Consider the following 20,907-nt stretch of genomic DNA (forward strand, 5'->3'; position numbering starts at 1 on the left):
CGGGAAACCCGGCCTTTTGGCTTTGCGGCGCGCATGTCGCTGATACGCGCCTGACGGGCGCGAGGGCCGAGCGAGTCGACCCGTGCCGCCACGGTCAGAAGTCGACCGTGCCGCTCAGCGCGAAGGTGCGCGGTGACCCCATCATCAGGTAGTTGGAGCCCTGCGTGCCGCCGACCGAGGCCCAGTAGTTCTTGTCGAACAGGTTGTCCACGCGGGCGCGCAACGTCAGCGTGCGACCGTTGCCGATGTCCATCAGGTAGCGCGCACCCAGGTCGAAGCGCGTCCAGGCCGGCACTTCCAGCGTGTTGGCGGCATTGGCGTATTGCTTGGACGTGTGCAGCAGGCGGGCGTTGATGGCCAGGCCGCGCACGCCCGGCACGTCCCAGTCGGCGCCGATGTTCAGCTGCTGCCTGGGCACGCCGATCACGTCGCGGCCGTCGGTGGCGCCACCCGCGGTGCGGCGCTGCTCGGCGTCGAGCAGGGTCAGGCCGCCCAGCAGGCGCAGGCCCTTGACCGGCTCGCCATACACCGACAGTTCCAGGCCGCGGTTGCGCTGCTCGCCGTTCGCGCCGTAGGTCTGGTTCACGACGAAGAACTGCGGTTGGGCGGTGGTGAAGAAGGCGGCGCTGGCACCGATGCTGCCGCCGTCGTACTTCAGGCCCACTTCCTTCTGCTTGGACTGGTAGGGCGCGAAGATGGTGCCGCCGTTGGTGACCGGCAGGTTGTTGGCCGTGGTGGGCGCCACGTTGCCCTTGACCAGCGCTTCGATGTAGCTGGCGTAGGCCGACAGCTGCGGCGTGACCTTGAACACCACGCCGGCCACCGGTGTGGTGCGGCTCTTGTCATAGGCGCTGTTCAGCTTGCCGGTGTTGTACGCGTAGTTCTCCTGATCGATGGTCTGGCGGCGCGCGCCCAGCGTCACCAGCAGGCGCTCGTCGAAGAAGCCCATCGTGTCGGCGATGGCGATGCTGGAAGTCTTGATCTTGTCCGTCAGGCGCGGATCGCTGAGCCGGTTGCCCACGAAGGCGCCGTTCGCCACGGGGTAGAACGAATCGTAGGGCTGGTAGATGCTGTTGCGCACGCTGCCGGCCGAGATGGCATAGGCGTTGTCGCGGTCGTTGCTGAAGGTGGCGGCCGAGGCGACCACGCTGTGGCTCACCGAGCCCGTGGCGAATTTCGCGCGCACGCCGATCTCGCCCGTGCCGACCTTGTCTTCGCGCGTGTTGCTGAAGCGGGTGTTGCTGGTGGCGCCGAAGGCATTGCTGATCGTCGGGTTCGACAGCACGTTGTCTTCCGAGCTGCGGCGGATGCCGCCTGCGGCCCAGGCTGTGATGTTGTTCGTGATGTCGACTTCGCCGCGCACCGTGGCGAACTTGTCGGTCTCGTCCGAATAGGTCCAGGGCTGCGCGTAGTTGGTCCTCGACTCCGGTGCCCGCGGAATGGGCACCGACGCCAGCGGCGTGACGCTGGGACGGCCTTCGCGCAACTCGTAGCTCTGGTAACCCAGGTCGGCCGACAGGCGCACGTTGCGGCTGCGCCAGTCGAAGCCCACGCCCAGCGCGCTGAGCTTCTGGCTCTCGTCGCCGATGCCGGTGCCGCCTTCGCGCCGCACGGCGTTGATGCGGATGCCGGTGCTTTGGTCCGGGCCGAAGCGGCGGGCCAGATCGGTGTTGACATAGGCCTGGCCGCCGGTCTGCACACCCACGCCAATGCGCGTGAGCGGCTCGTTCGGCGCGCGCTTGGGCAGCAGGTTGATGGCGCCGCCGATGCCGCTGCCGAAGGGGGCTGCGCCGTTCAGGAAGCTGTTGGCGCCGCGGAAGACCTCGACGCGCTCGAAGAACTCCGACGCGATGTACTGGCGCGGCAGCATGCCGTAGAGGCCGTTGTACGCCACGTCATCGGAATACACCGGGAAGCCGCGCACCACGTACAGCTCCTGGAAGTTGCCGAAGCCGCGCGCCTGGCGCACCGACGGGTCGTTGAGCAGCACGTCGGCGACGCTGCGCGCCTGCTGGTCCTGGATCAGCTCGTTGGTGTAGCTGGTGCTGGAAAAGGGCGTGTCCATCACGTCCTGCGTGCCCAGGATGCCGACGCGGCCGCCACGGGCCACCTGTCCGCCGGCGTAGGGCTTGGCCAGACCTTCGGCGCTGGCGTCGGCGCTGGCTTCCACCGTCACGGCGCTCAGGGTGCCGGCCGACACGGCGGGCTGGGCTTCGGCGGGCGCGGGCGTCTGCGCCTGGGCGGCGAGCGCAGGCAGCGCCAGCCACAGGGCGATGCTCAAGGGGTGGAGGGCGGGGAAAGGGGAGGACATGCGCGAAGCCGAATAGCAAATGAGAATTGTTATTATTTTATTGCGTCGAGGCGGCGCTGATACTTTTTGTCTGTGTATGTCAGCCGCAGCGCAAATGGGTGCCGGTGTACGGGCCCAGGCAGGCGCAGAGAGCGCCAAGCGGCGGGCGTCCCGCAAGTGGGCGAGCCGGAGCACGCTGGCGCCGAGCGCCCGGACTCAGCGCCCGATTTGCCGACCATCCCGGAACACGCGCAGCTCGCCGGGCGCGAAGGGCGTCCAGGTCTCGTTGGTGGTCAGCGGCGCCGTGACCACCACGGCCACGCGGTCCTGCGGCGTGGTGTGCTGCGCGAAGTCGATGGACAGGTCCTCGTCGGCCAGCCGCGCCTCGGTGAAGGGATGCTGGCGCTCGATGGACCACAGGTGCGTGGACGCATGGGCCCACAGCGCCTGGCCGTTGCTGAGCATGAAGTTGAAGGTGCCGTGGCGCGCGATCTGCGGCGCCAGTTCGCGCAGCGTCAGCGTCAGCTCCTCCACGCTGGGCACGTCGGCATGCGACTTGGCCAGCTCCTGCATCAGCCAGCAGAAGGCGCGCTCGCTGTCGGTGCTGCCCACGGGGCGGAAGTGCCCGTGCAGGCGCGGGTGGAAGTCCTTCAGGTCGCCGTTGTGCGCGAAGACCCAGTAGCGGCCCCACAGCTCGCGCACGAAGGGGTGGCAGTTCTGCAGGTTGATCTCGCCCTGCGTCGCCTTGCGAATGTGGGCGATGACGTTGCGGCTCTTGATGGGGTAGCGGCGGATCAGCTCGGCCACCGGCGAATCGCAGGCCGGTGCATGGTCCACGAAGTGGCGCAGCCCGCGGTCCTCGAAGAAGGCGATGCCCCAGCCGTCGGCATGGTGGTCGGTGCGGCCGCCGCGCTGGGCGAATCCCGTGAAGCTGAACTGCACGTCGGTGGGCGTGTTGCAGTTCATCCCTAGCAATTGGCACATGCGGCCGATTAGACACGTTTGAGCGCCGTTCGGCGCCCCGCCGCGCGGGCCGGCCGCGACCTTCAGCGCAGGAAGCGCCCTTCCGGCGTCACGCGCACCAGCTCGATGAAGCGCGAGCCGGTGTTGCCGCCGTTGCCGGTGAAGTCCACGTCCATGCCCGCCACGCGCAGCTTGAGCGTCCTGAGCGCGGCATGCAGCCGGGGCCGCGTGAGTTCGCGCCCGGCGCGGCGCAGCGCCTCGATCATCACCAGCGCATTCACGTACCCCTCGAAGCTCAGGTAGCCCACCGGCACCTGCGAGCGTTCGGCCAGCGTGCGGTACTCGCGCGTCTGCGCGTCCGATTCGCTCCAGGGGTAGGGCACCACCTGCGAGATGGCCAGCCCGCTGGTCTGTTTGCCGACCAGCTTGGCCGTGAGGTCGCCCGGCACGATGGACATGCCGTAGAACATCTGGCTCTGGCCGCCGGCCGCGGCGGCGCCCTTCATCAGCTCGCCGCCCACGGTGCCGCCCAGGTACATGATGACGGCCTGCGCCTTGCTCTCGGCCAGCGTCTTGCCGGCCGCGGCGGCGTTGGAAGCATCGCCCTTCACCGACACGGCGGCCACGGGCTTGAGCTGCTGGGCGGCCAGCGCCGCCTCGCCAAGCTGGATCACCTCGGCGCCGCCCGGGTTGTCCAGCGCCGCGATCGCGATGCGCGACACGCCGATGGTCGTGAGGTGCTGGACCAGCGCCTGCGCTTCGCGCGCGAAGGTGGCGCGCACGAAGTACGCCGCGCCGCCCGCCTTGGTGCGGGCCGAATCGGACACCGCGTAGCCCGCCACCATGGGCACGCCGGTCTGCGTCAGCAAGGACGCCGCGGCTGCCGTGGTGCCCGAGCCCACGCAGCAGAAGAAGGCGAAGGCCTGGTGCTGGTTCAGCAGCGCGTTGTAGTTGGCCACCGCCTTCTCGGGCGAGAGGTCGTCGTCGAGCGAGACCATGCGCACGCGCCGGCCGGCCACGCCGCCCTGGGCGTTGACGGCGTCGAAGGCCAGCTGCGCGCCGGCCAGCACCACCCGGATCGGCGCGCCCAGCGGGCCGTTGAGGATGCCGGTCTGGCCCAGCACGATTTCGGTGTCGGACACGCCACCCCCTTGCGCCCAGGCGCGGCTGCCGCCCAAGGCGGCGCTGCCGGCGACGGCGCCCGCCGCCAGGAAACTCCTTCGTTCCATGCTGTCTCTCGTTGGAATTGAGAAACAATTGGATACTGATAGGAACTATTTCACACTTGGTGTTTCCCCTGCAAAGTGAGTCCCTGCCTTCGCGGCCAGGGCTTCAAGGCTTTGCGGGTGCCGCGTCGGCGCGCGCCGGCTCGCGCAGCTGCCACGCCGCGCACAGCGCGAGCAGGCACAGCGCGGCCAGCACCAGGAAGACTTCGTTGAACGCGGCCAGGCGCGCGGCGCTGCTCAGCGGGTTCGTGAGCGAATCCCCATGCTCGGCCAACCGCCATTCCAGCACCACAGCGCACAGGCTCACGCCGGCCGCACCGCCCAGCTGGCGCAGGAAGCTGATCGCGCTGGCGCCCTGCGGGATCAGCGGCTTGTCCAGCGGACGCATGGCGCCCAGGTTCAGCGAGGGCAGGATGAAGCCCAGGCCCAGCCGGCCGATGACCACGATGCCCGCCAGCCACCAGAGGGAAGCATCCAGCCCCAGCAGCAGCATGAGCGCGAAGGACGCGGCCAGCAGCGCCAGCCCGATGCTGACCAGCCGGCGCGTGGGCTGCTGGTCGGCCAGCCGCCCCACGCCGGCGATGGTGAAGGCCAGCACGATGCCGGCCGGCAGCATGATGGTGCCCACGTGCGAGGCCGACAGGTGCAGCGCCACCTGCATGTACACCGGCAGCAGGTAGGTGGAGCCGAACAGCGCCGTGCCGTAGATGAAGGCCACCACGCAGCCCATGGCGAAGGCGCGGAAGCGGAACAGCCCCATCGCCATCAGCGGCTGACCGCCGCGTTCGGCCAGGCGCTTCTGCCAGGCGATGAACACCGCCAGCGCGCCGGCCGCCAGCGCCATCAGCACGAGGCCGTGCCAGGGCGTGTCGCCGCGCAGTTCCACCAGGCCGTTGAGCAGGCACAGCGTGCCCACGGTGGCGATCAGCATGCCGCGCCAGTCCAGCTGGCTGCCGCGGCTGGCCGCCACGCCGCCGGGCGCGGTGGTCGGCACGTATTTCCAGGCCAGCCCCAGCGAGGCGATGCAGAAGGGCACGACCATGAAGAAGATCGAGCGCCAGCCGAACAGGTCGACCAGCACGCCGCCGATGCTGGGCCCGATGGCCGGCGCCAGCACCACGCCCATGCCGAACAGGCCGCTGGCGCGGCCCTGCTCGTGCGGTTCGAAGGCGCGCAGGATGATGATGGCCGGGATGGGCTGCACCACGCCCGCGGCCAGCCCTTCGATCACGCGCGCGGCCAGCACCAGCGGGTAATGCTGGGCCAGCCCGCCCAGCAGGCCGCCGGCCAGCAGCGCGGCCATGGTGCCCATGTAGGTGGCGCGGTAGCCGAAGCGCGCCAGCAGCCAGGGCGTGGTGAGCATCGACACCGTCATGGCCACCATGAAGCCGGAGCTGACCCACTGTGCGCGCTCCTGTCCCAGCTGGAAGTGGTGGCTGAGGCCCGGGATCGCCACATTGACGATGGTGGAGGACATGATGGACGCCATCACGCCCACCATCACCGACACCAGCAGCAGCCAGCGGTAGCGGGGGCCGTGGCGCTGCGGCATCGGCGGGGCGGCGGGGTCGGGGCGGGGTGGAGGGAGTCATCGGGCCTGTCCTACGAGCATATCGGGCTTGCGGCGGGCGCGCCGGCGAAGGCACCTGTCCACAATGGCCCGGCCGGCCGATCCGGCGCACACACAACAGCTCCAACCCGTGCCGCAGGGAGATTCCGCGCATGACTGCACCGCCGACCGCTGCCGACGCCGCGCCGCCCGCCGCCCCCGAGGACGCTGCGGCTTCCCCGGCGGGGACCCCCGCTGCCGCCCCGGCCGGCGAAGCGGCCAGCCTGGCCGACACGCTCACCGCGCCCAGCGTCAGCCGCGCCTACGAATGCCAGTGCGGCCGCCCGGTCTACCTGCGCAACAGCCAGTGCCTGGCTTGCGGCACGGCGCTGGGCTACGTGATCGAGCGCCTGGGCGTGGTGCCGCTCACGCCGGGCGCCGAGCCCGGCACCTGGGCCGTGCACGACGACCCGCAGGGCCCGGCCTGGCGACGCTGCGCCAACTTCGAGACCGCCGCCGGCTGCAACTGGATGGTGCCGCTGCCGGCCGGCCAGGGCGGCACGGGCGACCATGCGGCCGACCTGGCCGAGGGCTTCTGCCTGGCCTGCAGCACCACGCGCACCATTCCCGACCTGTCGATCGCGGGCAATGACGAGCACTGGCGCAAGCTCGAGAGCGCCAAGCGCCGGCTGCTGTCGCAGCTGCTGGCGCTGGGGCTGCCCGTGCACACGCGCTTCACCGACCCGGTGCACGGCATGAGTTTCGACTTCCTGTCCAGCCTGCCCGGCCAGCCGCACGTGATGACGGGCCACCAGAACGGGGTCATCACCCTCAATGCCGAGGAAGCCGAAGACGCCGTGCGCGAGCGCATCCGGGCCGAGATGCGCGAGCCCTACCGCACGCTGCTGGGCCATTTCCGGCATGAGATCGGCCACTACTACTGGGACCTGCTCGTCGCCAACACGGCCTGGCACGAGGACTTCCGCACGCTCTTTGGCGACGAAACGCAGGACTACGCCGCCGCGCTGCGCGCGCACTACGACCACGGGCCGCCCCCCGACTGGGCGCTGCGCTACGTCACCAGCTACGCCAGCACCCACCCGTGGGAGGACTGGGCCGAGACCTGGGCCCATTACCTGCACATGGCCGACACGGTGGACACCGCGCTGAGCTTCGGCGTGAACGCCGCCAACGTGGAACTGAGCAGCGACCTGTTCGAGCTCAAGGACCTGTGGCAGCCCGAGCACGCGGGCGCCCAGGCCTTCCTGGACTTCCTCAACGGCTGGGTGCGGCTGACCAACGTGCTCAACGAGCTGTCGCGCAGCATGGGCCAGCCCGACTACTACCCCTTCGTGCTGCCGCATGCGGCGGTGGGCAAGCTGCAGTTCATCCACCAGCTGGTGGCGGCGCAGCGCGAGGCGCAGGCGGCTCCACCGGCGCCCGGGGCGGCGGACGATCAGGCGCCGCCCGCGCAGGGGCCGGCAGCGATGGCCCCGGCGGCTGCCTCGCCCGGCGCCCCGGCGTGAAGAGCGCCTTCTCGGGCGGCCGGGTCCGCCTGCCGCGCCGCGGCCACGCAGGCCGCGCACAGACAGCTGCGCCCGCGCGCGGCGGCGGGCACGCGCGCAACCAGGCTCGCCGGCACCCGAACCGCCATGCACCAGCAGGCCGCGTCCTGGAGGGGCCGGCCGGCCTCGCGCGCGGCCTGCACGCCGCAATGGTTGCCGTGGCCGCACAGCGGGCATTGCGCGGGATGGAGGGCGGGGGCAGGTGCGTGAGCCATGTCAAACATTGTGCGCGTGCAAGGCGCGGGCATCGCGCCGCTTCCTAGAATCGTCCGCAGGTCGACACACCCAGGAGAAAGATGCCGTGAAGCGGGCCCTGTTGCTGGCTGGCTGCCTGATCGCGCACAGCGCGTGGGCGGCGGACGATTGGCTCACCCTCACGGGCGATCCGCGCCAGGCCGGGTTGGACACGGTGCAGGTCAACCCTGTGGCCTTGGACCGCAGCGCCGACTCGCGCACGCTCCACATCCGCGTCAATCGCGCGCGCCTGCGCAACAACTGGGACGGGGTGCCCTACCGCTCGTACACCGCACAGGTGCGCATTCTGTGCGAGGAGCGGCGCGGCGAGTACCTGAACCTTCGCATGTTCGTGCAGCCGCTGTGGGAGGGGCCGGTGCAGGACGCCCACTACGACGAGCCGCGCCCGCCCATGCGCTTTCGAGACGTGCAGCCCAACCCGACCGAGCGCATCATCCGCGCCGCCTGCCCGGCTTCCTGAACCGCTTCGCGCCAGGCCGCGGCCCGCCTCATGAACAACGGCGCCCTGGGGCGCCGTTGTTCATGCTTCGCCGAAGGCGCGAGCCGGTCAGCCCGCCGCCTTCACCTTCAGGCGCCAGGCGTGCAGCAGCGGCTCGGTGTAGCCGCTGGGCTGCTCGACGCCCTTGAACACCAGGTCCTGCGCAGCCTGGTAGGCGGCGCTGGTGGCGAAGTTGCCGGCCATCTTGCGGTACAGCGGGTCGCCGGCGTTCTGCTGGTCGACCACGGCGGCCATGCGCTCGAAGGTGGCGTTGACCTGCTCCTTGGTGACGACGCCATGCAGCAGCCAGTTGGCGATGTGCTGGCTGCTGATGCGCAGCGTGGCGCGGTCTTCCATCAGGCCGACGTCGTGGATGTCGGGCACCTTGGAGCAGCCCACGCCCTGGTCGATCCAGCGCACCACGTAGCCCAGGATGCCCTGCACGTTGTTGTCCAGCTCCTGCTGCTTCTCGGCCTCGCTCCAGTTGGGCGTGGCGGTGATCGGCACCTGCAGCAGGTCGTTGAGGATCGCGTCGCGCTGGCCTTCCGCGTCGGTCTTCTCCAGCTCCTTCTGCACCTCGGCCACGTTCACCTGGTGGTAGTGCAGCGCATGCAGCGTCGCGGCGGTGGGCGAGGGCACCCAGGCGGTGTTGGCGCCGGCCTTGGGGTGGCCGATCTTCTGCTTGAGCATCTCGGCCATCAGGTCGGGCATGGCCCACATGCCCTTGCCGATCTGCGCACGGCCGCGCAGGCCGCAGTTCAGGCCGGTGAGCACGTTGTTACGCTCGTAGGCGGCGATCCACTTCGTGCCCTTGATGTCGCCCTTGCGCAGCATCGGGCCGCCCTGCATGGCAGTGTGCATCTCGTCGCCCGTGCGGTCGAGGAAGCCGGTGTTGATGAAGGCCACGCGCGCCGGCGCCGCCGCGATGCAGGCCTGCAGGTTCACGCTGGTGCGGCGCTCCTCGTCCATGATGCCCAGCTTCACGGTGTTGGGCGCCAGGCCCAGCATCTGCTCGACGCGGCCGAACAGCTCGTTGGCGAAGCCCACCTCGGCCGGGCCGTGCATCTTCGGCTTGACGATGTAGATGCTGCCGGTGCGCGAGTTGCGCAGCCCGTTGGCGCCTTTGCCTTGCAGGTCGGCCATCGCGATCGCGGTGGTGATCACCGCATCCATGATGCCCTCGGGGATCTCCTTGGGCGCTTCCGAAGGGCCCCACAGGATCGCCGGGTTGGTCATCAGGTGGCCCACGTTGCGCACGAACATGAGCGAGCGGCCGTGCAGCGTGACCGGGCCCGAGCCGTCGGGCGCCGTGTACACGCGGTCGGCGTTCAGGCGGCGGGTGAAGGTCTTGCCGCCCTTGCTCACTTCCTCGGTCAGCGTGCCCAGCTGGATGCCCAGCCAGTTGCTGTACGCGAGCACCTTGTCCTCGGCGTCCACCACGGCCACGGAGTCTTCCAGGTCCAGGATGGTGGACAGGGCCGACTCCAGCACCACGTCGCTCACGCCGGCCGGGTCGGTCTTGCCGATGGGCGTGCTGCGGTCGATCTGGATGTCGAGGTGGATGCCGTTGTGCCGGAGCAGCACCGACGAGGGGTGGGCCGCGTCGCCCTGGTAGCCGACGAAGGCGGCCGCGTCCTTCAGGCGTGTGCTGCTGCTGTGCAGCGCGACGACCAGCTGGCCGTCCTTCACGCTGTAGCCCGTGGCGTCCTTGTGCGAGCCGTTTTCCAGCGGTGCGGCCTGGTCCAGCACTTCGCGGGCGAAGGCGATCACCTTGGCGCCGCGCACGGGGTTGTAGCCCTTGCCTTTTTCGGCGCCGTCGGTTTCCGGGATGGCGTCGGTGCCGTACAGCGCGTCGTACAGCGAACCCCAGCGCGCGTTGGCGGCGTTCAGCGCATAGCGTGCGTTCAGGATCGGCACCACCAGCTGCGGGCCCGCCTGCTGGGCCAGCTCGGCGTCCACGTTGGCGGTCGTGGCCTTCACGCCCTTCGGCTGCGGCAGCAGGTAGCCGATCTTCTCGAGGAAGACGCGGTAGGCCGGCATGTCGGCGATCGGGCCCGGGTGCGCCTTGTGCCAGGCGTCCATTTCCAGCTGGATGCGGTCGCGCTCGGCCAGCAGGGCGGCGTTCTTGGGCGCCAGGTCGTGGACGATGGCGTCGAAGCCCTTCCAGAAGGCTTCGCTGTGCAGGCCGACCGTGGGCAGCACCTTGTCTTCGATGAAGCGGTACAGCTCGGTGGCCACCTGGAGGCGCTGGGTCGTGGTGCGTGCGGTCATGGGCGTTCTCGGTATGCGGCGGTGCCGCGCAAGCGGTTGAAACACGGGAAATCGCGCGGCGGTCGGCAAAGCGGCCACGCTGTGGCCTCACTTTATTAGATACGTGGCTGAAGATTAATCCCCAGTCCATCTGATTATTTGTGACAAAAAAGATGGTAATCGACCGGCCATGAGCGCCCGGGGGCACGGACCCGCCGCTAGGGCCCGAACGCCAGGGATGCCGGGCAGGCCCGTGCCGGCAGGCCCCCTGTTCGCGGCGCCGGCCGGGGCCGGATCCCTCCGTCAGGCCGGCGCCTGCGGGCGCCGGGGCCGCGTTCGCGTCAGCACGGCAGGGGGGGCGGGTGCGTCCACGCACTGCCGCACCCAGTGCGCGATCTCTTCCGCAGAAGCCGGCGCGGTGGTGAACAGCAGACGGTACACCAGCGGCGCCACCAGATGGTCCATCACGCGCTGCACGCCGGGCACCGCCTCGCCACGCGCGCGGGCGCGCTCGAGCATCACCTCCATCTGCGCGGCCGTGAAGGCGGCGCAGCGGCAGGCCGGGCGGTCGGCGGGCGAGAGGGCCGAAAGCACGTCGCGCAGCATGCCGCGGCCCAGGTCGGAGCCCATTTCCTCGTTGTACTGCTCGGCCCAGGCCTGCAGGTCGCCGCGCAGGCTGCCGGTGTCCGCCGGCTCGCCGTCGGGCCGCAGCCGTTCGACCGAGACGTCGGCCAGCAGGTCGTCGAGGTCGCCCCAGCGGCGGTAGACCGTGGAGGGCGTGACGCCGGCGCGCGCGGCGATCAGCGGCACAGTGAGCGCCTCGCGGCCGTGCTCGGCCAGCAGCTCGCGCGTGGCGCGGTGCACCGCTTCCTGCACGCGCGCACTGCGGCCGCCGGGGCGGGGGGCAATGGGACGGGACGGGTGCATGGCGGCATATTAACGCTAAGAATTTGCGTTAGGGCAGGGCGCGGCGCACAATCCGCAAACGCAAAATCTTTGCGTTAGAGGTTTCCCATGTCTTCCTCGCGCCTTGCGACCGCCGATGTCGCGCCCGCCCGCCGCCTGCCGCCCGACGGGGCTTTTCTGCTGGTCGCCAGCCTGGTCGTCTCCTTTCTCGCGGCCTCGAGCGCGCCGTCGCCGCTCTACGCGCTGTACCGCGAGGCCTGGGGCTTCTCGGCGCTGGTGCTCACGGTGGTGTTCGCGGTCTACGCCTTCGCGCTGCTCGGCTCGCTGCTGGTCTTCGGCGCGCTGTCGGACCATGTGGGCCGCCGGCCGCTGATCCTCGCGGCCCTGGTGCTGGAGATCGGGGCCCTCGGGCTGTTCTGGGAAGCCGATTCGGTGGCCTGGCTGCTGGCCGCGCGCGTGCTGCAGGGCGTGGCCACGGGCATGGCGACCAGCGTGCTCAGTGCCACCCTGCTGGACCTGCATCCGGCGCGCGGTTCGCTGTTCAACGGGCTCGCCCCCATGTTCGGCATGGCGCTGGGCGCGCTGGGCACCAGTGCGCTGGTGCAGTTCGCGCCGCAGCCCACGCGCCTGGTGTACGAGTTGCTGCTGGCCGTGCTGGTGGTGCAGGCCGCGCTGGCCCTCTTCCTGCCCGAGACCGCCAGCCGCCGCCCCGGCGCCTGGGCTTCGATGGTGCCGCGCGTGCAGGTGCCGCCTTCGGCCCGCGCCGTGCTGTGGCGGCTCACGCCGCTCAACACCGCGGGCTGGGCGCTGGGCGGCTTCTTCCTGTCGCTGGGGCCCACGCTGGCGCGGCAGGTGACCGGCTGGTCGGCGCCGCTGGTGGGGGGCGCGGCCATCGCCACGCTGGTGCTCACGGGCGCGGCCGCGGTCTACGTGGTGCGCCAGCGGCCGGCCCAGCGCGTGCTGCGCGCCAGCGCGCTGCTGCTGGGCGCAGGGCTGGTCCTCACGCTGGCGGGCGTGCAGGCCGGCAGCGCGGCGCTGTTCTTCGGCGGCACCTGGGTGGCCGGCATGGGCTTCGGGGGCGGCCTCAATGCCAACGTGCGCCTGCTGGTGCCGGCCGCGCCGCCGCACGAGCGGGCGGCGCTGCTGTCCAGCTTCTTCGTGCTGAGCTACCTGGCGTTCAGCGTGCCGGCCATGGGGGCCGGGCTGGCGATCGGCGCCTTCGGCTTGCACGCCACCACGCTGGCCTATGGCGCGGTGCTGGTCGTGCTGGCGGGGCTGGCCTGGGCCATGGCGCGCGAGCGTCCCTGAGCGGGGGCTGTGCGGCGCCTGCCGCTGCGCCCGTTCTGCGCTAGCCGACCTGCCCGTGCAGCCGCGCGGCGGCGCGCTGCACGGCCGCCAGGTAGCCGGCGCGGTAGCGGTGCGCGGGCATGGTCAGCGTGAGCGCGGCGGCGATGGCGCCGCGCACGTCGAACACCGGCACCGAAATGCCTGCCACGTCGGCCAGCCGGTCGCCCACCGCGGCATGGCCGCCGGCGGCGCGGATGGCGGCGAAGGCCGCGCGCTCGGCGGCGTCGGCCGCGGCCTGCCGTTCCGGATCCCAGGCCGAAAGCACGCGACCGCCGGTGCCGCGTGACAGCGGCAGCACGTCGCCGGCCTTGATGTGGTCGCGCACCGGGTGCGGCGAATCGACGCGGAACAGGCACACGCGGACGGCCTGGGCGCCCTGGCCCTGCTTCACGTGGTAGGCCGCGCTCTCGCCGGTCTCGCGCACCAGGTCCTGCAGCACCGGCAGCACCACCCGGTCGAGCGAGAAGGCCGCCGCGTACACCGCATGCAGGCGCGCGATCTCGGCCCCCAGCGCATAGCGCCCGTCGGCCTGCTTGTGCAGCAGGCCTGCATGTTCCAGCGAGGCCAGCAGGCGCAAGGCCGTGCTCTTGTACAGCCGCGTGCGCTGGGCCAGCTCGGCCAGGCCCAGGGCGGTGTCCGACTCGCGGAAGGCGGCCAGCAGCGTGAGCGCGCGGTCCACCGCGGCCACGCCGCCGGCGGCGGCGCTGTGGTCGGCGAGCGATTCGGTGCGGGCGGGGCGGGGCATGTGCGGGCGGGACAGGAAGGGGCGGGGCTTTGCGTTGACAGCGGGTGCGCAGGCACGGTCTAATTCTGACTATTGGAACATCGTTCTGCAAGATAGAACGCCGGTCCAGCTCTCTCTTCTTGCGCATGAACGCTGCCCACCCCGCCTCCTCTTTGCCGCCGGCGCCGCCCCTCCTGATCAGCGAGGTCGGGCCGCGCGACGGCCTGCAGTCGGTGGCCGCCACCATGCCCACGGCCGCCAAGCTGCGCTGGATCGCCGCCCTGCAGGCGGCCGGGCTGCGCGAGATCGAGGTGGCTTCCTTCGTGCCGCCGCGCCTGCTGCCGCAGATGGCCGACGCGGCCGAGGTGGTGCGCCATGCCGCCACCCTGCCCGGCCTGTGCGTGATGGCGCTGGTGCCCAACCTGCGCGGCGCGCAGGCGGCGCTGGCGGCCGGCGCCCACAAGCTCACGATGCCGGTGTCCGCCAGCGAGGCGCATTCGCTGGCCAACGTGCGCAAGACACCGCTGGCCATGGTCGAGGAAGTGCGCGCCATCGACGCGCTGCGGCGCACGCACGCGGCTGGCGGGCCCCTGGCGGGTCTGGAGGCCGGCATCTCCACCGCCTTCGGCTGCACCCTGCAGGGCCGCGTCGACGAAGACGCCGTGATCCGCTTGGCCGTGGCCTGCGCCGAGGCGGGCGCCGACGAGGTGGGCCTGTCCGACACCGTGGGCCATGCCAACCCGGCGCAGGTGCGGCGCCTGTTCACGCGCCTGCGTGCCGAACTGGGCGACAAGGCCGGCGCCGCCCACCTGCACAACACGCGCGGCCTGGGCCTGGCCAACTGCCTGGCGGCGTACGAGGCCGGCGTGCGCACCTTCGACGCCTCGCAGGGCGGCCTGGGCGGCTGCCCCTATGCGCCGGGCGCCTCGGGCAACGTGGTCACCGAAGACCTGGTCTTCATGTTCGAGGCCATGGGCATTGCCACGGGCGTGGACCTGGAACGCCTGCTGGCCGCGCGCGAAGCGCTGCGCGAAGGCCTGCCCGGCGAGCCGCTCTACGGCATGACGCCCGAGGCGGGCCTGCCCCTGGGATTCCAGCCCGCCACCTCGAGACACAGGGCCGGAGGAGCGTTGCCTCATGTCTGATTCCCAGGCGCCACTGCCCTATGCGGGCATCCGCGTGGTCGAGTTCTCGCACATGGTCATGGGCCCGACCTGCGGCCTGCTGCTGGGCGACCTGGGCGCGGAAGTGATCAAGGTCGAGCCCGTGGGCGGCGACAGCACGCGCCGGCTGCTGGGCTCGGGCGCGGGCTTCTTCCCCGCCTTCAACCGCAACAAGAAGAGCATCGTGCTCGACCTCAAGACGCCCGAGGGCATCGCCGCTGCGCTGGCGCTGGCCGACAGCGCCGACATCGTGACCGAGAACTACAAGCCCGGCACCATGAAGAAGCTGGGCCTGGACTACGCCACGCTCAAGGCGCGCAACCCGCGCCTGATCTACGTGAGCCACAAGGGCTTCCTGCCCGGCCCGTACGAACAGCGCACCGCGCTCGACGAGGTGGTGCAGATGATGGGCGGCCTGGCCTACATGACGGGCCGCCTCGGCGACCCGCTGCGCGCCGGCACCAGCGTCAACGACATCATGGGCGGCATGTTCGGCGCCATCGGCGCCATGGCCGCGCTGCGCCAGCGCGAACTGACTGGCGAGGGCTGCGAGGTGCAGTCGGCCCTGTTCGAGAACAACATCTTCCTGGTGGCGCAGCACATGATGCAGTTCGCCGCCACGGGCCAGGCGGCCGACCCCATGCCCAGCCGCATCTCGGCCTGGGGCATCTACGACGTGTTCACGGTCAAGGACGGCGAGCAGATCTTCCTGGCGGCCGTGAGCGACAAGCAGTGGGCGGTGTTCTGCCGCGCGCTGGGCCTGGGCGAGCTGCTGGCCGATCCGCGCTTGGCCAGCAACAACGACCGCGTGCGCGCGCGCGACTGGCTCATGCCGCTGCTGCGCGCACATGTGGCCGAGCGCAGCGCGGCCGAACTGGCGGCGCTGTTTGAGGCGAACGAGCTGCCCTTCGCGCCCATCACCAAGCCGCATGAACTGTTCGACGACCCGCACCTGAAGGCCAGCGGCGGCATGGCGCCGGTGCGCATGAACGACGGCAGCTTCTCGCCCGTCCCGCTGCTGCCGCTGGCGCTGGACGGCGCGCGGCCGGGCATCCGCCTGCAGCCGCCGCTGACCGGCGAGCACACGCGCGAATTGCTGCTGGGCGCCGGCTATAGCGCCGAAGCGGTGGAGGCCCTGATCGCCAGCGGGCGGGCACAGGCGCAGTAATCACCTGGCGGCGGCCCCTTGGCGGGCACGCGCGGGTTTCCCCAGAGGAACGAAGGCGCACGTGCGTCTCTGCGCCGCTCCCGCGGCATGCTCGCCTTGGCCGTGAAGCCACACGTCTTCGCCAACTTTTTCACGGCGTGCAATTCCACTCGGCATAGAACGAAGTTCTGCCTTGCCTGGCGTCAAGAAATCAGTTCTGATTGCATACGTCATATTTTGTTGCAACCATCGGAAATCTGATGGATTGCCGCCTCTCCTTTCTTTTTTCTTCCAACGCACACACGGAGCCCGCCATGGCCAACATCACCGATTCCCTGAATGAACTGCTGACCCTCGAAGGCGCCATGTGCGCGGCCGTGGTCGACGCCAACAGCGGCATGCTGCTGGGCTCGGCCGGCTCGGGCGTGGACATGGAGCTGGCCGCGGCCGGCAACACCGAGGTGGTGCGTGCCAAGATCAAGACCATGCGCGCGCTGGGCCTGAATGACACCATCGACGACATGCTGATCACGCTGGGCAAGCAGTACCACCTGATCCGCCCTTCGGCCCGCACCGAAGGCGTGTTCGTCTACTACGTGCTCGACAAGAACCGCGCCAACCTCGCCCTGGCGCGCCGCAAGGTGCAGGACGTGGAAAAGACCCTGACGGTCTGAGTTCTGCGCGGCGCTCGCGAGCTCGGGGGGCTGCGTGCCATGCGCGGCCCCTTTCTTTTTGTGCCGGCCGCTGACGACGAGCGCTGCGCAGCGCAGGAAGCGGTGAATGCGGCGGCGGTCGCTACGCCGCGATCAGCGGCGCGCGGAACACGTAACCCACGCGCTGCTGCGACTGCAGCGGCACCGCGATGGGTGTGGCGCGCTCGATGCGCCGGCGCAGGCGGTAGATGGTGGCGTGCAGGTTGTTGTCGGACTCGATGCCGCTCAGGTGGCCCAGCTGCGCCCGCAGCTGTTCGCGGGTGACGGTCTCGCCGGCCGCCTGCAGGAAGCACTGCATCACCAGCAGGTCCGTGGCGCCCAGTTCCACCGCGGCGCCATCGGGCGCGGTGAGCAGGCTGCGCGGCGGGTCCAGCTTCCAGGCCGTGTGGGTGCGGGCCGTGGTCATGATGCGGCGGTGCACCGCACGCACGGCCAGCTCCACCTGCTCGAAGGTCACCGGCTTGGCCAGGTACATGTCGGCGCCGGCGTGGATGACCTCGGCGAAGACTTCCGGCCCCAGGCGGCCCGACACCACGAGCACGCCCGCGTCGGTGCGCTTGCGCAGGATGCGGATCAGCTCCGCCCCGGCGACGCCGGGCAGCATCAGGTCCACCACGTAGAACTCGTGCCGCCACGGCGCCACGTCGGCCAGCAGGTCGCTGCTGTCGGCATAGCACTGCACCGCCACGCCCTGCGCCTGCAGGTGCTGCGCGAGGAACTCGGTGTATTCGGTGTCGTCGTCGACCAGGGCCAGACTGCGGGGGAGCATGGGCGGAAAGCGGAGGGGGATGGCTGGGGTGAAAGGCGCCCGGCCTTTCAATCGGCCAGACCCTGGGGCAGGGTCAGCCGCATGATTGTGCCGCCGCCGGGCGCCGACAGCGCCTCGATGCTGCCCTGGTGCAGCCGCGCGACCGCATGCACGATGAACAGGCCCAGCCCCACGCCAGGATGGTGCCTGGCATTGCTGCCGCGCGAACCCTTGTCGAACAGGCGCGGCCGCAGCTCGTCGGGAATGCCGGGCCCCTGGTCCACCACCTCCAGGTGCAGCGCCAGCGGCTCGTCCGATTCGTCGATGCGCAGCACCACCGGCGCCTGCGGCGGCGAATAGGCCAGCGCGTTGTTCAGCAGGTTGCGCAGGCTCAGGCGCATCAGGGCCGGGTGCAGCTGCACGGTGCGCGTGCCGGTGCGCCACTCCACCGCCACGCGTGCGCGCGCATCGGCGGCGATGTCGTGCACCGCCAGCTTGACCAGGGTGGGCAGGTCGCATTCCGACAGCGGATGCGCGCCGTCGGCCAGCGTGGTGCCGGCGGCCAGCGTGTTGTCCAGCGTGCCGATCACCTGCTGCAGCACGTGCTCGGCGCGCAGCAGGGCGCTGCCGGCCTGCGCCGCCTCGCTGGAGGACACGCCCGCGATGGCCTTCATGGTCGCCTGCATGGCGGCCGAGGCGTTGTTCAGCGGCTGGCGGATCTCGTGCGACAGCAGCTGCAGCATGTCGTTGCGTTCCTGCAGCATGGCGGTGCGCCAGTCGAGCAGGGTGCGCGCCTTCTGCAGCTCGGCCTCGCGCGCGGCGTCGCCGCGGCGCTCGGCGCTCTGGTCCTGCAGCCACAGCAGCACGCTGTGCTGCCCCGGCCGGCCCGTGGCTTCGGGCGTGAGATGGATGCGGCCCCAGCGCGGCGGGCTGCTGTCGGGCGAGGCGTCCTCGAAGCTGCCGCCCGCGCCCCCTCGGGCGCGCGCCACATGGGCCTGGTGCCGCTCGGCGCGCGCGGCCGGCAGGCACTGAGCGCAGGGCCGGTCCAGCCAGGCGGCGGGCGTCTGGCCGAACCAGGCGCACCAGGCCGGCGTCACCCAGCGCACCAAGCCTTCGGCATCGCACCACGCCAGCGGCAGCGGCGAGGCCATCAGCAGCCGCGACCACTCCCGCGGTTGCGCGGGTGCGGGCGCGGAGGCATCGACGGAGTCGGCGGGATCGGACATGGCGGCGCGGGGCGTGCGAGGCCGTGCATGGTAGCGGCGCGGCTGCGGCGCCCGCGCTTGGCGTACGCTCGCGCCATGGATCGCCTGAAGCAGCTCGAAACCTTCGTCGCGGTGGCCGCGCGCGGCAGCCTCTCGGCGGCTGCGCGCGCGGAAGGCGTGGCGCCCGCGCTGATCGGGCGGCGCCTGGATGCGCTGGAGGAGCGCCTGGGCGTCAAGCTGCTGCTGCGCAGCACGCGCCGCCTCACGCTCACGCACGAAGGCAGCGCCTTCCTCGAGCATTGCCAGCGCCTGCTGGTCGAGCTGGCCGACGCGGAGGCCAGCGTGAGCGCGGGCGGCGTGAAGGCCAGCGGCCATCTGCGCGTGACGGCGCCGGCCGGCTTCGGCCGCCGCCACGTGGCGCCGCTGGTGCCGCGGTTCCACGCGCTGCATCCCGAGGTGACGATCTCGCTGAACCTGAGCGACCGCGTGATCGACATGGCGGGCGAGAACTTCGATTGCGCCGTGCGCGTGGGCGACCTGCCCGATTCCTCGCTGGTGAGCATCCGCCTGGCCGACAACCGCCGCCGCTGCGTGGCCACGCCCGCCTTCCTGCAGCGCCACGGCGTGCCGCAGCACCCGCACGAGCTGCTGCGCTTTGCCTGCCTCACCCTCAGCAGCGACGCCTCGCAGACGCGCGGCTGGGCGTTCCGCATTCCGCGGACCACCCAGGGGCGCCATGCCGAAAGCGCCCTTTCGGACGCCGGCGTTCCACGGACCGCCCAGGGGCGCAGCAGTGAAGCCCCTGAAGAAGCCGGCGCGGACTTCGAGGTCATCCACCTCAAGCCGCACGGCCCCATGGACTGCTCCGACGGCCAGGTGCTGCACGACTGGTGCCTGGCCGGGCACGGCATCGCATGGCGCAGCACCTGGGAGGTGGATTCGGAGATCCGCAACGGCACGCTGGTGGCCGTGCTGGACGCGTTCGCGGCGCCGCCCAACGGCATCTATGCGGTGGTGCCGCAACGCAAGCACCTGCCGCTGCGCGTGCGGCTCTGGCTGGATTTCCTCAAGCACCAATACGCCCAGCCGGGTTACTGGGGCGGCGCACCGCCGGGCGCAGGGCCCGGCTCCCCATAATGGGCCATGCTCTGGCACCGGTCCCGCCCCTGGATCCTGCGGCTGCGCTCGGCCGGCTGGCTGCTCGTGGCGGGCCTCGCTGCCGCTTGCGCCACGGCGCCGGCACCTTCCGCTCCGCCGGCACGGTCAGCGTGACCCATGCCGAGCCGGACCGCCTGGAGGCCGGCCGGCAGGGCCCGCCCGAGAGCGAGGCCGCGCGCCGCGCCTGGGTGGACGCCCTGAGCGCGTACCTGGCCGAGCGCAGCGCGGCGGCCCTGCCCGAGGGCCAGCGGCTGGATGTGCACCTGCGCCGCGTGCAGCGTGCGGGCGCCTTCGAGCCCTGGCGCGGCCCGCAGGCCGGGGAGGTGCGCATCGTGCGCGACATCTACCCGCCGCGCATCGAGCTCGACTTCCGCCTGCGCGGTGCCGACGGCCGGGTGCTGCGCGAAGGGGCCCGCACGCTGAGCGACACCGCCTTCCTGATGCGGCCCAGCCCGCACCCGCGCGACGACCCGCTGCGCCATGAGAAGGCGCTGATCGACGACTGGGTGCGCCAGGAGTTCGGGGCGCGGCGCGGCTAGCGGGGCGCGTGCGCGGCCAGGGGTGTGGGCCACGTCCGGCCAGGTCATCGCCGCCGTGGACAATGCGCGGCGGCGCGCCGGCGCCACCCTTTCCAGCCGCGAGCGAAACCATGACCCTCGAAGCCATCCTTGCCTACCTGCACCTGCTGGCCATCCTGACGATGGTCGTCTTCCTCGCCAGCGAGGCGGCGCTGTGCCGCGTGGAATGGCTCAATGCGCAGGTGGTGGAGCGCCTGGCGCGCGTGGACATGATCTATGGCATTGCGTCGATCGCCGTGCTGGCCACCGGCGTGGCGCGCACCGTGTGGGGCGTGAAAGGCGCCAGCTGGTACTGGAGCAACCCGCTGCTGCACATCAAGTTCACGCTCTTCATCGTCGTGGGCCTGCTGTCCATCGGGCCCACGATGCGCTTCCTGCGCTGGCGCCGGCAGTTGCGCGCCACGGGCGCGCTGCCCACCGAGGCCGAAATCCGCGCCACGCGCAAGCTCGTGATGATCGAGGCGCACCTCGTGGCGCTCATCCCGCTGGCGGCCGTGTTCCTGGCGCGCGGCTTCGGCGGCTGAGCGGGGCGCGATCCGCGGCGAAGGCCACGGGCGAGCGCAGCGAAGCGCTCAAGGCACCCGAGGAACGGGCTGGACCCGGCCTCTGGGCCCCCTCGCGCAGCAGAAGGGGCGCCGCGAA

Annotated in this window: 19 protein-coding genes; 9 read left to right on the top strand and 10 right to left on the bottom strand. The window is 71.2% G+C overall.

Annotated features, from left to right (window positions below):
• Positions 1 to 94 precede the first annotated feature (94 nt).
• From LG388_RS07840 to LG388_RS07855, 4 genes are all read right to left on the bottom strand, one after another.
• Positions 95 to 2,311, bottom strand: coding sequence for a TonB-dependent siderophore receptor (locus tag LG388_RS07840; protein ID WP_225782301.1), 2,217 nt, complete (start codon positions 2,309 to 2,311; stop codon positions 95 to 97).
• Positions 2,312 to 2,506: 195 nt separating this feature from the next.
• Positions 2,507 to 3,274, bottom strand: a complete 768-nt coding sequence (locus LG388_RS07845) for a class II glutamine amidotransferase (RefSeq protein ID WP_225782302.1) — start codon at positions 3,272 to 3,274, stop codon at positions 2,507 to 2,509.
• A gap of 62 nt (positions 3,275 to 3,336) precedes the next feature.
• Positions 3,337 to 4,482: an ABC transporter substrate-binding protein gene (locus LG388_RS07850; RefSeq protein WP_225782303.1), complete on the bottom strand. Its 1,146-nt coding sequence runs from the start codon at positions 4,480 to 4,482 to the stop codon at positions 3,337 to 3,339.
• Between the two features lie 103 nt (positions 4,483 to 4,585).
• A complete protein-coding gene (locus tag LG388_RS07855) occupies positions 4,586 to 6,031 on the bottom strand; it encodes a DHA2 family efflux MFS transporter permease subunit (RefSeq protein WP_225782304.1) in 1,446 nt (481 codons plus the stop codon).
• 170 nt (positions 6,032 to 6,201) lie between these two features.
• On the opposite strand from LG388_RS07855, the gene LG388_RS07860 reads away from it, so the two are divergent.
• Positions 6,202 to 7,554 carry a putative zinc-binding metallopeptidase gene (locus LG388_RS07860; RefSeq protein WP_225782305.1) on the top strand — a complete coding sequence of 451 codons (1,353 nt, stop codon included), beginning with the start codon at positions 6,202 to 6,204 and terminating at the stop codon, positions 7,552 to 7,554.
• On the opposite strand, the gene LG388_RS07865 is transcribed toward LG388_RS07860, so the two are convergent.
• Positions 7,485 to 7,841: a cysteine-rich CWC family protein gene (locus tag LG388_RS07865; protein WP_370630117.1), complete on the bottom strand. Its 357-nt coding sequence runs from the start codon at positions 7,839 to 7,841 to the stop codon at positions 7,485 to 7,487. The genes LG388_RS07860 and LG388_RS07865 overlap by 70 nt on opposite strands.
• A 53-nt stretch (positions 7,842 to 7,894) precedes the next feature.
• Here LG388_RS07865 and LG388_RS07870 point away from each other — a divergent pair, with 53 nt between their 5' ends.
• A complete protein-coding gene (locus LG388_RS07870; protein ID WP_225782307.1) occupies positions 7,895 to 8,308 on the top strand; it encodes a surface-adhesin E family protein in 414 nt (137 codons plus the stop codon).
• Positions 8,309 to 8,395: 87 nt separating this feature from the next.
• Here the strand turns inward: LG388_RS07870 and LG388_RS07875 are convergent, their stop codons facing one another.
• On the bottom strand, positions 8,396 to 10,597 hold the full coding sequence (locus LG388_RS07875) for a malate synthase G (RefSeq protein ID WP_225782308.1): 2,202 nt from the start codon (positions 10,595 to 10,597) through the stop codon (positions 8,396 to 8,398).
• Positions 10,598 to 10,879: 282 nt separating this feature from the next.
• Positions 10,880 to 11,503, bottom strand: coding sequence for a TetR/AcrR family transcriptional regulator (locus LG388_RS07880; RefSeq protein WP_225782309.1), 624 nt, complete (start codon positions 11,501 to 11,503; stop codon positions 10,880 to 10,882).
• A gap of 87 nt (positions 11,504 to 11,590) precedes the next feature.
• Here LG388_RS07880 and LG388_RS07885 point away from each other — a divergent pair, with 87 nt between their 5' ends.
• Entirely contained in the window at positions 11,591 to 12,790 is a 1,200-nt protein-coding gene (locus LG388_RS07885; protein WP_225782310.1) for an MFS transporter, read from the top strand.
• A 40-nt stretch (positions 12,791 to 12,830) separates the two neighbouring features.
• On the opposite strand, the gene LG388_RS07890 is transcribed toward LG388_RS07885, so the two are convergent.
• Positions 12,831 to 13,574, bottom strand: coding sequence for an IclR family transcriptional regulator (locus tag LG388_RS07890; RefSeq protein ID WP_225782311.1), 744 nt, complete (start codon positions 13,572 to 13,574; stop codon positions 12,831 to 12,833).
• A gap of 125 nt (positions 13,575 to 13,699) precedes the next feature.
• Between LG388_RS07890 and LG388_RS07895 the strand changes: the two genes are divergently transcribed.
• The 3 genes from LG388_RS07895 (at position 13,700) to LG388_RS07905 (ending at position 16,537) form a co-directional block, all read left to right on the top strand.
• Entirely contained in the window at positions 13,700 to 14,698 is a 999-nt protein-coding gene (locus LG388_RS07895; RefSeq protein WP_370630118.1) for a hydroxymethylglutaryl-CoA lyase, read from the top strand.
• Positions 14,691 to 15,884, top strand: coding sequence for a CaiB/BaiF CoA-transferase family protein (locus LG388_RS07900; protein ID WP_225782312.1), 1,194 nt, complete (start codon positions 14,691 to 14,693; stop codon positions 15,882 to 15,884). Before LG388_RS07895 ends, LG388_RS07900 begins: the two co-directional genes overlap by 8 nt.
• Positions 15,885 to 16,177: 293 nt before the next feature.
• Positions 16,178 to 16,537: a hypothetical protein gene (locus LG388_RS07905; protein ID WP_225782313.1), complete on the top strand. Its 360-nt coding sequence runs from the start codon at positions 16,178 to 16,180 to the stop codon at positions 16,535 to 16,537.
• 121 nt (positions 16,538 to 16,658) lie between these two features.
• On the opposite strand, the gene LG388_RS07910 is transcribed toward LG388_RS07905, so the two are convergent.
• Together LG388_RS07910 and LG388_RS07915 are read right to left on the bottom strand one after the other, a co-directional pair.
• The gene (locus LG388_RS07910) at positions 16,659 to 17,345 is read right to left on the bottom strand and encodes a response regulator transcription factor (protein ID WP_225782314.1); all 687 of its coding nucleotides are present in this window, start codon (positions 17,343 to 17,345) and stop codon (positions 16,659 to 16,661) included.
• A 47-nt stretch (positions 17,346 to 17,392) separates the two neighbouring features.
• On the bottom strand, positions 17,393 to 18,550 hold the full coding sequence (locus tag LG388_RS07915) for an ATP-binding protein (RefSeq protein ID WP_225782315.1): 1,158 nt from the start codon (positions 18,548 to 18,550) through the stop codon (positions 17,393 to 17,395).
• A gap of 75 nt (positions 18,551 to 18,625) precedes the next feature.
• On the opposite strand from LG388_RS07915, the gene LG388_RS07920 reads away from it, so the two are divergent.
• The 3 genes from LG388_RS07920 (at position 18,626) to LG388_RS07930 (ending at position 20,789) form a co-directional block, all read left to right on the top strand.
• Complete coding sequence (locus LG388_RS07920; RefSeq protein ID WP_225782316.1) at positions 18,626 to 19,666, top strand: LysR family transcriptional regulator; 1,041 nt, start codon at positions 18,626 to 18,628, stop codon at positions 19,664 to 19,666.
• 86 nt (positions 19,667 to 19,752) lie between these two features.
• Positions 19,753 to 20,226 carry a DUF3016 domain-containing protein gene (locus tag LG388_RS07925; RefSeq protein ID WP_370630119.1) on the top strand — a complete coding sequence of 158 codons (474 nt, stop codon included), beginning with the start codon at positions 19,753 to 19,755 and terminating at the stop codon, positions 20,224 to 20,226.
• A 110-nt stretch (positions 20,227 to 20,336) separates the two neighbouring features.
• The gene (locus tag LG388_RS07930; RefSeq protein WP_225782318.1) at positions 20,337 to 20,789 is read left to right on the top strand and encodes a DUF2214 family protein; all 453 of its coding nucleotides are present in this window, start codon (positions 20,337 to 20,339) and stop codon (positions 20,787 to 20,789) included.
• Positions 20,790 to 20,907: the final 118 nt, after the last annotated feature.

The sequence above is a fragment of the Xenophilus sp. Marseille-Q4582 genome, from assembly GCF_916700565.1.
In the GTDB taxonomy this organism is placed as follows: Bacteria; Pseudomonadota; Gammaproteobacteria; order Burkholderiales; family Burkholderiaceae_C; genus Xenophilus.

Excerpts from the sequence above, each read along its gene's own strand:
- LG388_RS07860 (WP_225782305.1), top strand. The coding sequence starts at position 6,202 with ATGACTGCACCGCCGACCGCTGCCGACGCCGCGCCGCCCGCCGCCCCC.
- LG388_RS07915 (WP_225782315.1), bottom strand. The coding sequence starts at position 18,550 with ATGTCCGATCCCGCCGACTCCGTCGATGCCTCCGCGCCCGCACCCGCG.
- LG388_RS07895 (WP_370630118.1), top strand. The coding sequence starts at position 13,700 with ATGAACGCTGCCCACCCCGCCTCCTCTTTGCCGCCGGCGCCGCCCCTC.
- LG388_RS07865 (WP_370630117.1), bottom strand. The coding sequence starts at position 7,841 with ATGCCCGCGCCTTGCACGCGCACAATGTTTGACATGGCTCACGCACCT.
- LG388_RS07930 (WP_225782318.1), top strand. The coding sequence starts at position 20,337 with ATGACCCTCGAAGCCATCCTTGCCTACCTGCACCTGCTGGCCATCCTG.
- LG388_RS07845 (WP_225782302.1), bottom strand. The coding sequence starts at position 3,274 with ATGTGCCAATTGCTAGGGATGAACTGCAACACGCCCACCGACGTGCAG.
- LG388_RS07850 (WP_225782303.1), bottom strand. The coding sequence starts at position 4,482 with ATGGAACGAAGGAGTTTCCTGGCGGCGGGCGCCGTCGCCGGCAGCGCC.
- LG388_RS07905 (WP_225782313.1), top strand. The coding sequence starts at position 16,178 with ATGGCCAACATCACCGATTCCCTGAATGAACTGCTGACCCTCGAAGGC.
- LG388_RS07875 (WP_225782308.1), bottom strand. The coding sequence starts at position 10,597 with ATGACCGCACGCACCACGACCCAGCGCCTCCAGGTGGCCACCGAGCTG.
- LG388_RS07880 (WP_225782309.1), bottom strand. The coding sequence starts at position 11,503 with ATGCACCCGTCCCGTCCCATTGCCCCCCGCCCCGGCGGCCGCAGTGCG.
- LG388_RS07920 (WP_225782316.1), top strand. The coding sequence starts at position 18,626 with ATGGATCGCCTGAAGCAGCTCGAAACCTTCGTCGCGGTGGCCGCGCGC.
- LG388_RS07855 (WP_225782304.1), bottom strand. The coding sequence starts at position 6,031 with ATGCCGCAGCGCCACGGCCCCCGCTACCGCTGGCTGCTGCTGGTGTCG.
- LG388_RS07890 (WP_225782311.1), bottom strand. The coding sequence starts at position 13,574 with ATGCCCCGCCCCGCCCGCACCGAATCGCTCGCCGACCACAGCGCCGCC.
- LG388_RS07885 (WP_225782310.1), top strand. The coding sequence starts at position 11,591 with ATGTCTTCCTCGCGCCTTGCGACCGCCGATGTCGCGCCCGCCCGCCGC.
- LG388_RS07910 (WP_225782314.1), bottom strand. The coding sequence starts at position 17,345 with ATGCTCCCCCGCAGTCTGGCCCTGGTCGACGACGACACCGAATACACC.
- LG388_RS07840 (WP_225782301.1), bottom strand. The coding sequence starts at position 2,311 with ATGTCCTCCCCTTTCCCCGCCCTCCACCCCTTGAGCATCGCCCTGTGG.
- LG388_RS07900 (WP_225782312.1), top strand. The coding sequence starts at position 14,691 with ATGTCTGATTCCCAGGCGCCACTGCCCTATGCGGGCATCCGCGTGGTC.